Origin of the sequence: Solibacillus sp. FSL R7-0668 (genome assembly GCF_038006205.1) — a bacterium.
Taxonomy (GTDB): domain Bacteria; phylum Bacillota; class Bacilli; order Bacillales_A; family Planococcaceae; genus Solibacillus.
Map to the genome: position 1 here is coordinate 264,213 of NZ_JBBOUU010000001.1, position 13,935 is coordinate 278,147.

A 13,935-nucleotide genomic window follows, 5' to 3' on the forward strand; every position below is an offset into this window, starting at 1 on the left:
AAAGGAAAGCATTATGCAATTAACGTTAACATTTATTATTTTAGGGCTGACTATCCTATTGTTTACAACAAATCGTATACGGGCAGATCTTGTTGCGATTATGGCACTATTAGCATTTGTTGTGTTAAATATTTTAACGCCTCAGGAAGCGCTGGCAGGATTTTCGAATTCTGTAGTCATTATGATTGCCGGGCTATTTGTAGTGGGCGCCGGTATTTTACGTACAGGACTCGCGGGTATGGCGGGAAATCTCCTATTAAAGTGGTCGGGTGATAGTGAATTACGCTTATTTATTTTGTTATTAGTCATCGTGGCAACAGTAGGGGCGTTCATGAGTAATACAGGAACGGTGGCGCTCATGCTACCGATTGTTGTATCGATTGCGCTTAGCATTAAGGTGAGCCCGTCGAAGTTTTTAATGCCACTTTCCTATATTGCCAGTATGTCTGGACTGATGACATTAATTGCTTCACCGACAAACTTAATCGCATCTCAAACATTAGTCGATCATGGCTTTGAAAAGCTAGGATTTTTTACGATTACACCGATTGGCATTATTGCAACGATTACCGTCATCATCTATTTAGTTTTAGTGCGCAATACATTGCTACCAAATGAAGAAAATCGTTCGCAAACGAGTGCAGGCTATAAATTATCACCTAAAAAATTAGCGAAAGAATATGATTTACAGGATAAGCTTTTCCGCATTGTTGTCAGTGAAGACGCAACGATTATGGATCAAAAGCTGGCCGATTTGAAATTACCTGCAACCTACCATATTTACGTGATGAAAATTAAGCGTGGTGCTGCACAGGAGGGGATTAATTTACGCCCAATGACGTACCAAGAACTTGCTGGTCCTGCTAGTGTGATTTACGCGGGGGACGAGTTGTATGTTCAAGGATTAGCACAGGATGTGGAGCGCTTTGCACAGGATTTTTCCCTAACGATTCAACCATTTGAAGATAATGTCGAGGAACTAGTTTCGAAAAATATTGGCGTCGCGGAAATTTTATTGACCCCCCAATCCCGTTTGATCGGCGAAACGGTGAGTAAAATTGGCTTCCGTGAAAAGTATAATCTCAATATTTTAGGAATTAACCGTAAAGGGGATTATTTACTAAAAAACATGGCTGAGCAAAGATTGCGTTTCGGGGATGCAATTTTAGTGCAAGGTACATGGGATGAAATTGAATTATTATCACGCGAAACACAGGATGTTGTCGTTGTCGGACAGCCGCGTGAGCAAGCGGGAGCCGCAGCCGCAAGCGGAAAAGCGCCAATTGCGGGTCTGATTATGCTATTCATGATTGGCCTAATGGTGTTTGAAGTATTTGATGCGGTGATCGCGGTACTGATTGGCGCGGTCTTAATGATCATTACAGGCTGTCTACGCAATATGGATGATGCTTATAGTAAGGTGAACTTTGAAAGCATCGTGCTTGTAGCGGCAATGCTCCCAATGGCCACAGCGCTTGAAAATACAGGGGGCATGACCATTTTAGCAGATGGCATTATTCATCTGCTTGGTGATTTCGGCCCATACGGTGTCTTAATGGGCATTTATATTTTAACCGTTGTCTTCGGGCAGTTTGTTAGTAATACGGCAACAGCTGTATTATTTTCACCTATCGCGATTACAGCAGCACTCGCAATGGATGCCAACCCGTATACCTTTATGATTGGCGTGGCAACTGCGTCAAGTATGGCCTTTGCTACCCCGATTGCATCGCCAACGAACTCACTTGTCTTAACAGCAGGTGGCTATAAATTTATGGATTTCGTCAAGGTCGGTGTGCCACTACAAATCATTATGTTTATTGTCATGATGATTGCCGTGCCACTACTGTTTCCGTTTTAATTACTTCAACTTGAGTTATGGGTATTTATGGGGATTCGCAAATATCCGTAGAAAATCGCAAATATCTCATGAATTTCGCAAATAAACTCCGGAAATCGCAAATATACCGTAAATATCGCAAATAAAATGAAAAAGTCGCAAATATAATTCACCGCCTCAGCTAAAATTTCGAGGCGGTTTTTTTCATGCCCATGCTCATGCCCGCAATAACAAAAGCCACTGATTACCGCTGCCGTTCCTTTTCCATTCGATAGCGATAGGGCGTGACATGATAATAGTCGCGAAACACTTTAATAAAATAATTGCTGTCTGAAAAGCCCACGGACTCGGCGATTGTTCCAATAGGAATGGTTGTTTCCAGCAATAATTTCGCCGCCTGTTGTACGCGAAATTGCTGTAAAAATTTTTTTAACGGGACCCCACGCTTTTTAGAAAACAACGTGCTTAAATAATTGGCGTTAATATTTAAATGCTGCGCAATCATTGTTAAAGAGAGCTCATTATTTTCATAACAAGACTCAATATATTCCACCGCTAGCTCCGCATAATTGGCAGAACGCGTTTGCTGCGCATCGAATTTAATTTGAATCAATTGCTGTGTGAATAAAATAAATTCTTGCACAATGGTATATAAAATGGGATGTTCCAATATTAAATGAAATAATGCCCGGTACTGTGTTTCCATTTTGGCTTGATGGTGTAAATGATATTTCAGCATAAAGCGTCGAATTTGTGCTAGGATGCTTGTCAAATGAATGCGCACCTCATCTTGAGAGTAATAGCGATGCGGTGCCGTCAATTTATATAAAAACTGCTTCACCGCAGTTAAATTGCCCTCCTCTAAAGAAGTAATCCAAAGCTGCTGTTCCTCAGGTGAAAGTAATGGATCCAAATGTGATAAAGAAATGGATTGGGAAGTTAAAAAGACATGCTCATAACCTTTGTAAAAGCGCTGTGTGAGTACTTCCTTTGCCTCGACATACATATCTCGTAAAGTGGCATCGGGCCCATCATAAATCGCGATATTTAAATACTCTTCGGTCATTGTATACCATTCCCGGATGACTAAGCGTAGGTTTTTAATGAGCTGGGCTTGCTCGTGTCCTGAAATTAAACATAAGATACGCTTTTGTAATGGAAATGCTGTGAGTTGTGAAAAAATAGGTGACTGCATAAGCCAGTGATAAAGCTGTAAATTGGAATCAAAATTAGAAGGCTCGATTAAAATAAATTTTGATTGTGCCGACTGAATAATTTCCGGTGAATTTAAAAATAAATCAACGTACAGTTGAGCATCTTGTTGTACAGAATTCGTAAACGGAACGGTACTTTCAAGAGCTGGTAACGTCATCAGCGTCGACTTTAACTGCTCTAAAGGAATCGGCTTCACAAATAATTGCTTTGCTTGCAGCGAGATGGCCTTCATCGCATGCTGAAAAATCGGTTGTGCGGTAAAACAAATAATGTGAAGGGCTCGGTTTTTTAGTAGCTTCTCCACATATGCATTGACAAGTGTCACATCAATCATCAAAATTGTTGGCTCAAATGAATAAAGCATTTGTTCTAAATCCATTACATCCGTAATCCCCGAAAATTGCATGCCACTTGAAAAATAATTTTTTAAATACCACTCAATCCCTTGTATTTCAGCTTGGTCACGCTCCAATAGTAAAATTCGCATTCTAACATCCCACCTTATAAAAATACTATTTCGTATAAAATTACTATTAATAATTAAAAAACATCTTATTCCTATATAAATTTACTATAACGACATGGTTTTTTCTATTTATTCTAAATAAAAAGAAATTTATAGTGGAACAAAGGGGTGGGAAAATGACAAATTATCAACAGGAGCAAAATCAAGAGGTTGGAAAAGTCGAAAAATCCGAATTGTCTTTATTTGTGAAAATGATTATTTGTAGTTTCATTGGTATTTTTAGTTTCTTTGTTTCATTTGAATGGAATGGCAAGAAAACCATCTTAGTTGATCACGTTGTTAGTGCTTTTTCTACGTACATGCCGGTTCTAGTAAATGGCTATGTTTTAATTTTACTTGTGCTTGGCGCGGTCTATCCATTTGTCACGAAAAAATGGAAAACCTCATCTGTAACAATGGTGCTCTCTATTTTTAAGATTGGTGGACTTGTAGCAGGGGTTATGCTTATTTTCGGTTTTGGTCCAGCTTGGTTATTTAATCCAGATATCGGTCCGTTTTTATTAGAAAAATTAATTAAGCCTGTTGGGTTAGTAATTCCGATTGGCTCTGTATTTTTAGCCTTACTGGTTTGTTACGGACTGCTTGAGTTTATAGGCGTGCTTATGCAGCCAATTATGAAGCCTGTTTTCAGAACACCAGGTCGCTCAGCAGTAGATGCGGTCGCTTCATTTGTAGGGAGTTATTCGGTCGGTTTAATTTTAACGAACCGAGTGTATAAAGAAGGGAAATATACAGCGCGTGAGGCGGCCATTATTGCGACGGGCTTCTCCACAGTATCGGCAACATTTATGGTCATTGTCGCAAAAACACTTGATTTAATGGAGCATTGGAATGCGTTTTTCTGGGTAACGCTCGTTGTGACATTTATTGTAACAGCAATTACAGCACGTATTTATCCATTAAACAAAATAAAAAATGAATATTATGAGGATGCGATACCACAGCCGGAAAAAGTAGTAACGAAAGATCGCTTGAAAACGGCTTGGGCAGAAGCGGTGGAGGGAGCAGCTGCTAATCCTTCATTAGGAAAGAACCTATATATACATTTGAAGGATGGCTTGGTCATGGCGATGGGGGTCATTCCTTCGATTTTATCAATTGGATTATTAGGCTTGGTTCTTGCTACGTATACGCCATTATTTGATTGGCTAGCGTATATTTTCGCGCCATTTACGTACCTCCTGCAAGTTCCAGAGCCGATGCTTGCTGCAAAAGCAATGTCTGTATCTATTGCTGAAATGTTTTTACCGGCAGTCATTGTTGCAAGTGCCGATATGGTGACAAAGTTTATCATTGCGGTGATTTCGATTTCGGCAATCTTATTCTTCTCAGCGGTAATACCAGTCATTTTATCAACGGATATCCCACTAACGATTCGTCAAATGATCATCGTTTGGTTTGAGCGTGTGGTGCTGACATTAATTATCGTCACGCCAATAGCATTTCTACTATTTTAGGCGCTTTAGCTTAGAAGTCTTGTAAATAATGATACTTTTTTATCTATTAAAAGGAGCGATTTCAATGTTTAAAACAAATATTCGAGCACCAAGAGGAACTGAATTAACATGTAAAGGGTGGACACAAGAGGCAGCAATGCGTATGCTAATGAACAATTTAGACCCAGAAGTAGCCGAAAATCCAGATGAGTTAGTCGTGTATGGCGGGATTGGTAAGGCGGCACGTGATTGGGAAAGCTTTGAAAAATTAATTGAAACACTAAAAAATTTAGAAAATGATGAGACAATGCTTGTACAATCGGGGAAGCCTGTTGCGGTATTTAAAACACATGAAAATGCCCCTCGCGTACTAATTGCCAACTCCAATTTAGTACCAGGCTGGGCGAATTGGGATCATTTCTATGAGTTAGAAGAACGCAACTTAATGATGTATGGTCAAATGACAGCGGGCTCATGGATTTATATCGGCGCGCAAGGTATTTTACAAGGAACATATTTAAGCTTTGTAGAAGCAGGGAAAAAGAAATTTGGCACAGCTGATTTACGTGGGAAGTTTATATTAACAGGTGGTATGGGCGGTATGAGTGGCGCACAACCACTAGCTGGAAAAATGGCAGGTGCCGTTATTTTAGTTGTCGAAGTCGATCGAACGCGCATCGAACGCAAAATGAAAGAGGGTTACTGTGATTATCTTGTCGAAACAGTGGATGAAGCGGTGGAATTAGTCGGAAAATTAACGGCTGATAAAACACCGGCATCAATCGGTTTAGTTGGCAACTGTGCCGATGTTAACCGCGAGCTATTAAATCGTGGCATTATCCCAGATTTCGTAACAGACCAAACTTCAGCACATGACCCAATTAACGGCTATGTACCAAATGGAATGACGCTACAAGAAGCGTTAGAGCTACGCAAATCAGATGTCAAAACATATGAGCGCCGTGCAAAAGAAACGATGGCGGAGCATGTGCGTACAATGCTTGAATTCCAAGAAGCAGGTGCAGAAACATTTGATTACGGTAATAATATTCGTGCTTATGCAAAGGAAATGGGTGTTGAAAATGCCTTTGATTTCCCTGGCTTCGTACCAGCCTATATCCGTCCATTATTCTGCGAAGGAAAAGGACCATTCCGCTGGGCAGCATTATCGGGAGACCCTGAGGATATTTATAAAACAGATCAGCTTGCGAAGGAAATGTTTGCAGAGGATGAAGGCTTAGTCAACTGGATTGATATGGCACAAAAAATGGTGAAGTGGCAAGGTTTACCTGCGCGTATTTGCTGGTTGGGCTATGGGGATCGTCACCGCTTTGCATTAAAAGTTAATGAAATGGTCGCAAACGGTGAATTAAAAGCGCCAATTGTATTTGGGCGTGATCACTTAGATTCGGGTTCTGTTGCATCGCCGAACCGCGAAACAGAAGGCATGATGGATGGTTCAGATGCGGTATCAGACTGGCCGTTATTGAACGCATTAGTCAATACAGCAGGAGGCGCAAGCTGGGTAAGTATTCATCATGGTGGTGGGGTTGGCATGGGCTATTCACAACATGCTGGTCAAGTGTTAGTAGCAGATGGTACACAGCTAGCAGCAGATAAAATTAATCGCGTATTAGTAGCAGATCCAGGGATGGGCGTTGTACGTCACGCGGATGCAGGCTATGAAATCGCAATTCGTACAGCAAAAGAAAAAGGCGTTCATATGCCAATGTTAAAAGGATGATGAATCGTGGCAATTTTAATTAAACATGCAAATGAAGTCATTACGATGCAGTCTGATGTAAAAGGGCCTCGTCGAAAAGAACAGATGAGTGAGCTTGGATTGCTGAAGGATGTATGTGTGCTTTTAGATGGCGAGCGAATTGTTATGATGGCACCACTTGAAGAACTTGAAGCATCCTTTCCGCACTTAGTACAAAGTGCGGAAGTGATTGATGCCACTGGGAAAATTGTGATACCAGGTCTTGTGGATTGCCATACACATTTAGTGCATGGCGGTACACGTGAGCATGAATTGAATATGCGCCTCGCTGGAAAAAGCTATATGGAAATTATGAATGCAGGTGGCGGCATTCATTACACAACAATGAAAACGCGTGAGGCAAGCTTTGATGAACTGTATGAAAAAACATATAATCATTTAAATAATTTTTTACGTCACGGTATTACAACGGTTGAGGCAAAGTCAGGCTACGGCATGAATTGGGAAACTGAGCTAAAGCAGCTAGAGGTTGTGAAAAAGTTACAACAAGAGCATCCTGTTGACGTCGTGTCTACATTTATGGGCGCGCATGCCGTTCCAAAAGAATATAAAGGCAATGAAGACACATTTGTCAAAATTTTAATCGAAGACATGATTCCAAAGGTTGCCGAGCTTGGCTTAGCCGAATTTAATGATGTGTTTTGTGAGAAGGGTGTTTTCACGCCAGAGCAATCCCGCCGCATTTTAGAAGCGGGGAAAGCTTATGGGTTAACACCAAAAATTCACGCCGATGAAATTGAGCCGTATGAGGGCGCGGAATTAGCTGCGGAAGTAGGGGCGATTTCTGCAGAGCATTTACTCGTTGCTTCAGATGAAGGAATTGAGGCGATGGCAAAGGCCGGAACGATTGCCGTGCTATTACCGGGAACAGCCTTTTTCCTACGCGCACCGTATGCAAGAGGACGCTTGATGGTAGATAGTGGTGTACCCGTTGCCATCTCGACGGACTTTAATCCGGGTTCATCCCCTACAATTAGCTTGCCGTTTGTGCAAAATTTGGCTTGTATGAATATGGGCATGACAATGGAAGAGGTGCTGTGTGCGACCACGATTAATGCCGCTTATGCCATCAATCGTGGCGATCAAGTAGGGTCATTAGAGCAAGGAAAACAGGCAGATCTTTTAATTTTAGATGTGCCGAACTATAAGCAACTGCAATATTTTTACGGCATGAATCATACGGATACGGTCATTAAGGCAGGGCAAGTGGTTGTGAAAGGTGGGCAGCTACTGTGAGCGAGTTATTTGTAACGCCTAGTGTGACGTGGAATCGTACGTTGCATGAGGATATGAAGGTAAAAGACTGGATTGAGCCCAGCTTCGGGGAATTCCCAGAAGCTGTGGATGTTGTGCTAATAGGTATTCCATTATCACGCTCCTCCATCAGTGCATCAGCAGCGTCTGAGTATCCTGATTTTTTCCGTAAAGCATGGCACCTATTTACAACCTATTCCATCGATGAAAACGTTGATTTCCGAGAACTACGCGTTGCAGATGTAGGCGATGTGAAAATGCACGGCACGAATATTTTGCAGTGCCATGCTAATATTGAGGCAGCGATGGGTGAGGTGCTAACAGCTTGCCCAAACCGCTTTTACGTACAAATCGGAGGCGACCATTCGATTACAGCACCTATTATTCGCGCATTTCAACTACATACTGACAAACGAATTGGCATCTTACAATTCGATACGCATTTAGATTTGCGTGCAACGGATTCGGATGGTCCAACAAACGGCACGCCAATTCGTCAGTTGCTTGATGCGGGTGTGGTGCGCGGTGAGGACGTTTATAATATTGGACTTCACGGCTTTTATAATGCGCCGAGTTTAATTCTTGCAGCGGATCATTATGGGGTGAACCGAATTACATTGAAAGAAATGCGTCGTAAAGGTGCGGAAACGTTGATACGTGAAGTGATGGCCGAGCTTGCTGCGAAGGTCGATATTGTTTACGTAACGGTTGATATGGATGTACTGGATATTGCCTATGCACCAGGAGTTCCGGCTTCTACACCAGGTGGGATGCGCAGCGATGAGCTATTCGATTTATTATTTGAAGTTGGAAAATATGACATTGTGCGTGGCATGGACTTTGTTTGTCTTGATCCGCACCGCGACACGCGCGAGCAACAGACTGTAAAGGTGGGCGTGTATGCATTTTTACAGGTGATGCTGTCGCGATTTATGCATATAAAATAATTACAATGGGTGTAAGAGGGTTCGTGCTCTCTTACACTTTTTTATTAGTTCCGCCATCAAATTTTGTATAATAAAATCAATGTAAATGTAGAGGTGACCCAGCATGAATTTACTCATGAAAAATGTAAGACTTGAAATTGGCTATCGATTTGAAGATGGAGAAGTCATCGCAACCAATACCGAGCTCATGGATATTTTAATTGAAGATGGGGTTTTCAAGAAGATTGAAAAGCAACTAAACCCATCTGAACATGTCCCAATATTGGATGCAAAGGGCAGGCTATTATTACCATCCTTAAAGGATATGCATATTCATTTAGATAAAACGTATTACAGCGGGCCGTGGCAAGCACCGACAATCGCTAAAAAGGGCATTTGGACGCGAATTGAAGAAGAACAGCAGCTTTTACCGAAACTGCTTCCAGTAATGGTGGAGCGAGCGCAGGCGATTATTGAGCTACTCATTCAAAACGGTCATACGCATATTCGAACGCATTGCAATGTTGACCCGCAAATCGGTACAAAGCATGTTGAACTATTAATCGAACTTTTGCAGAGCTATCGCGACAAAATCACTTACGAACTTGTGGCATTTCCACAGCATGGTTTATTGCATTCACAAGTTGAATCACAATTGCAGCAGGCGCTTCAAATAGGCGCAACACATATTGGTGGACTTGACCCTGCAACTGTCGATCAAGACATCAATCGCTCGTTAGAAACGATGGTCCGTTTAGCACATGAAGCAGATAAGGGAATCGATATCCATTTGCATGATGGAGGCACATTAGGAGAGTATGAAATTCATCGTCTGATGGATTATTTAGAGCACTATAAATTTAAAAACGAAGTCACAATTAGTCATGCCTTTGCGTTAGCAGATATTTCAGCTGCTTCTTTAGAAAAGCTGATGCACCGAATGAAGGCGCATGCTATTAATATTGCAACAACCGTACCATTTGGACAAAACCGCCCGACCATACCCATTTTTTATTTAGCCAATGCAGGAATTGATGTGGCAGTCGGTCATGATAGCTTAACGGATCATTGGTCACCATTTGGCACAGGTGATACCGTTGAAAAGCTCAAAATTTTAGCGGAGCGCTTTTATTGTAGTGATGAACGTCGACTAGGCCAATGCTGGAAGTTTGGTTCTGGAAACATAACACCATTAACCGAGCAAGGTGAGCTACACTGGCCGAAAGTGGGAGATGAAGCGAATGCTTTGTTAATTGATGCAGTCAGTAGTGCACATGCGATTGCACGAAACGGTTCAATTGACTATGTGTTGTTTAAGGGGAATGTGACATTTGAAAAATGATGAGGAGGAGGGCTCTTGCAGCTCTCTTTTTTATAGGCATAAAGAATAATAATTCAAAAAATCTGAAACTTACATAGCAACCTTGCGTATAGAAAAGAAGGGAGAGGATGCACATGCTTAAACGGAATTTATTAATCGCATTAATGGGTGCATTAGTTGTACATATCGCTTATTTTTCCGTGCAGCTATGTATCAGCATCGTTAAAACATTTTTCTATCAGCCTCAATTTGCACTGAGTGATGTCGCATTGCAATCTGAAGTGAGCTTTGGTTTTGTGATGCATGATGCGCCATTGATTTTGATTTTGAGTTACTTTATTGTCGCAAGTTTATTATTTGCAGCACTACATACGAAACAATGGATGAAACGAAAGGTGTGAAAAGATGATTGAAGTGAACGGAAAGTATACAGATGCAAAAATTTATACAAATCAGCCTCAGCAAGCGGCGATTGAGCAAATTGATGAACTCGTGAACCAATCGTTTATGGCCGGGACAAAGGTACGCATCATGCCCGACTATCATGCGGGAAAGGGCTGTGTCATTGGGACAACGATCGCACTGAATGATCGTGTCGTACCAAATCTAGTTGGTGTCGATGTTGGCTGTGGCGTGCTTGTTTCAGAAATCGGCACAAGATCAGTGGATTTTAATGCGTTAGACACAGCCATTCGTCGTTATGTACCTAGTGGAAACGACATACATGAATCGCCTGTAACAAATCGCCAGTTTAAGCAATTTTATAATGAAAACTTTATGGCAACGGGCTTACAAAACGATTATACAAACCGTTCGTTAGGTACGCTTGGAGGGGGCAATCACTTTATCGAACTGGCAAAAGATGAAGCGGGTGTGCACTATTTACTCATCCATACTGGCTCACGCTATGTCGGTGCAAAGGTAGCCAATTGGCATCAAAAGCGCGCGTTTGAAACATTAAGGCGTGAAGATTTAACCGAAAAGATTGCTGAATTCAAGCAAGCAGGGAAACAGCAAGAAATTCAAGCGATGATTCAATCGTATAAGCAGGACAATCCACTAATACCAAAGGATTTAGCCTATTTAGAAGGAGAGCTCTTTCATGATTATATTGCCGATATGAAATTAGCACAGCGTTTCGCACATGAAAATCGGCTGCAAATAGCAAAGACGATTGCAGAACAGATGAAGTGGGCGTATGCATCGCAATTTGATTCGGTGCACAACTATATCGACACAGATGCCATGATTTTACGAAAGGGTGCTGTGCGTGCAGCAAAGGGTGAGCAGCTAGTTATTCCAATGAATATGCGAGACGGTTCATTCATTTGTATCGGTAAAGGCAATGCCGAATGGAATGAATCAGCCCCCCACGGCGCAGGACGCATTTATTCACGCACAGCCGCGATGAAAAACTTATCAATGGATGATTTTAAAGAGACAATGAGTGGTATTTGGACAACCTCGGTATCAGAGGAAACACTAGATGAAGCACCAATGGCCTACAAGCCGATGCAGGAAATTATCGAGCAAATCGGTGAAACGGTGACCATCCAAAAGCATATTAAGCCCGTATACAATTTTAAGGCGAGTGATAAATGGGTGAGGTAGATATGTACCTAGGTAGCAACGTGATGCCTAGGTATTTTTGATTGTATAAAAGCTCATTTTAAATAATTTTAAAAAGCTTTAGTTTCGCTAGGTCTAAATTATTTAGCAAGCAATGAAAGGTATATTAGTATTATAAAGTTATATCAAAGCCATCAAGTTTTGATGCAAGTTTACAATCTCAAAAAAGAGCAGCCAAACTAGAAAATCCAGTTATGCTGAAGATTTAGCTTACTTAGGAGGCGGTTTGTTTACGTACTGTTATGGTGAAGAGCCTATCCTTAATAAGAAAAACATACTAACATTAGTAGTACAAACCAAGGCCATGGTTTGTGCTACTATTTTTTATAGTAGAAGTGAAGGAAAGCCGAACAGCCCCTGGGATCATATCAGAATCCGTATTAAAAACCGGCTAACTTCACACCCTTATGTGAATCAGTTTAGTATGTTGGGTCCAAGAGATCGTGTATAAGAAAATGGAATCGATAAGGCAATGTGAAGACTTCTATGATTGGCTAAAAAGGAGAAATCTTAATGAAACATGTTGTGGCGTTAGATGTAAGTAAAGGAAAAAGTACCGTTGCGATTTATGATCAATATCGACAATGCGAGTTTGAAGGTGAACTCAATCATTCACGTATTGACTTTGAAAAATTGCATGAACAAATGAAGGAAATTAAAGTGCGAGATGGACAAGCTCCTGAAATTGTTTTCGAAGCAACAGGTGTTTACTCAAAACCAGTGGAAACATTTTTAATTGATTATGGCTATACATATTGTCGGATGAATCCACTTGAAGCGAACCTACAAATGGCTTCAATGCGCCGAAATAAAACAGATATTAGTGACGCGCATGAGCTAGCGAAAACCCATTTTAAAATGGAACGTGAGCCAACTTATGTACAAGATGATTATTATGAACAGATGCGTGGACTTACACGTTATTATGACGAGATGGATGAGGAAATCACATTATTAAAAAGCAGAATGCATGCGCTTTTACACCTTAGTTTTCCAGAGCTTGAACAATTGATCACACCACGTTCAGCGCTCTTTTTAAACATTGTTCAGTTGTATCCTCATCCAACTTTTTTATTAGCACATTCAAAAATGGTGATTAAAAATCGGTTAAAGGCCAATACACGAAAAAATTTGTCATTAGCACGTGCTGAGGAAAAAGCTGTGCTATTACTAGAGGCAGCTAGGAATAGTTATCCAGCGATTAAAGAGACCGATATTCGCTGCGATCAAATTCGTGATTACGCATCTCGTATATCCGATTTAGTGGAGAAAAAAGAATTACTTGTGAAACAAATGACGAAGATGTCGCAGGAACGTAATGAATATCAAGTGCTTCATTCAATTCCTGGTATTGGGGATACAACGGCCTGCCGAATCATTGGTGAACTAGGTGATATAAAACGCTTCAAAAACGCGAAACAATTGAATGCATATGTAGGGATTGATATTATGCGCTATCAGTCTGGTAACACACAGTATCGTGACCGCATTAATAAGCGGGGCAATAAAAAGTTGCGAAAAATCCTTTTCTTTATGATTCAGACAATGATTACATTACGAAAAAAGACAAGGAATCACCTTGTAGATTATTACGATAAATTAAAAACGCAACCTCAGAGGAAGCCTCACAAGGTCGCGATTATTGCTTGTATCAATAAGTTTCTGAAAATGGCTTTTCAGTTACTGACACAAAACATTCTGTACGATTATGAGTCCGCACTACCAGCTCAGAAATCGTAACTACAGTAAATTAACTATAGCATACAGACCTTTCGAAAAAAAGAACATTCGCTAGGTCTCTTTGGTATGCGCAATTTTTTTGTGAGGGTGGGGGTACCCCCACCCTCACAAAAAAATCTATCCAACATACAAATTATTTTCATAAAAACTATTGACTGGAGGTAAGAATGGGGCTGTCTAATAAGCACCTAAAATAAACAGGTGTAGAAAAATGAGTCGTTTTTTCTACACCTGTTTTGTATTTTAAAAGATATGAAATATAAAC

At 40.9% G+C, this 13,935-nt stretch carries 10 protein-coding genes; 9 read left to right on the plus strand and 1 reads right to left on the minus strand.

Going from position 1 to position 13,935, the window contains the following annotated elements:
* The first annotated feature begins 13 nt into the window (after positions 1–13).
* Positions 14–1,861, plus strand: coding sequence for an SLC13 family permease (locus MKX47_RS01325; protein WP_340777679.1), 1,848 nt, complete (start codon positions 14–16; stop codon positions 1,859–1,861).
* A gap of 223 nt (positions 1,862–2,084) precedes the next feature.
* On the opposite strand, the gene MKX47_RS01330 is transcribed toward MKX47_RS01325, so the two are convergent.
* Positions 2,085–3,542 (minus strand): helix-turn-helix transcriptional regulator, encoded by a 1,458-nt coding sequence (locus MKX47_RS01330; RefSeq protein ID WP_340770258.1) that lies wholly within the window; start codon positions 3,540–3,542, stop codon positions 2,085–2,087.
* Positions 3,543–3,697: 155 nt separating this feature from the next.
* On the opposite strand from MKX47_RS01330, the gene MKX47_RS01335 reads away from it, so the two are divergent.
* From MKX47_RS01335 to MKX47_RS01370, 8 genes are all read left to right on the plus strand, one after another.
* Positions 3,698–5,038, plus strand: a complete 1,341-nt coding sequence (locus MKX47_RS01335; RefSeq protein ID WP_340770259.1) for a YjiH family protein — start codon at positions 3,698–3,700, stop codon at positions 5,036–5,038.
* 58 nt (positions 5,039–5,096) lie between these two features.
* Entirely contained in the window at positions 5,097–6,761 is a 1,665-nt protein-coding gene (hutU, locus tag MKX47_RS01340) for a urocanate hydratase (protein WP_445683602.1), read from the plus strand.
* Between the two features lie 45 nt (positions 6,762–6,806).
* Positions 6,807–8,036 carry an imidazolonepropionase gene (gene hutI, locus MKX47_RS01345; protein ID WP_445683603.1) on the plus strand — a complete coding sequence of 410 codons (1,230 nt, stop codon included), beginning with the start codon at positions 6,807–6,809 and terminating at the stop codon, positions 8,034–8,036.
* On the plus strand, positions 8,033–9,001 hold the full coding sequence (locus tag MKX47_RS01350; RefSeq protein WP_340770262.1) for an agmatinase family protein: 969 nt from the start codon (positions 8,033–8,035) through the stop codon (positions 8,999–9,001). The genes hutI and MKX47_RS01350 overlap by 4 nt, the downstream gene beginning before the upstream one ends.
* A gap of 103 nt (positions 9,002–9,104) precedes the next feature.
* Positions 9,105–10,322, plus strand: a complete 1,218-nt coding sequence (locus MKX47_RS01355; protein WP_340770264.1) for an amidohydrolase — start codon at positions 9,105–9,107, stop codon at positions 10,320–10,322.
* Positions 10,323–10,435: 113 nt separating this feature from the next.
* Positions 10,436–10,702, plus strand: coding sequence for a hypothetical protein (locus tag MKX47_RS01360; protein WP_340770267.1), 267 nt, complete (start codon positions 10,436–10,438; stop codon positions 10,700–10,702).
* A 4-nt stretch (positions 10,703–10,706) separates the two neighbouring features.
* Entirely contained in the window at positions 10,707–11,912 is a 1,206-nt protein-coding gene (locus MKX47_RS01365) for an RtcB family protein (RefSeq protein WP_340770269.1), read from the plus strand.
* Between the two features lie 531 nt (positions 11,913–12,443).
* On the plus strand, positions 12,444–13,670 hold the full coding sequence (locus MKX47_RS01370) for an IS110 family transposase (RefSeq protein WP_340770271.1): 1,227 nt from the start codon (positions 12,444–12,446) through the stop codon (positions 13,668–13,670).
* Positions 13,671–13,935 lie beyond the last annotated feature (265 nt).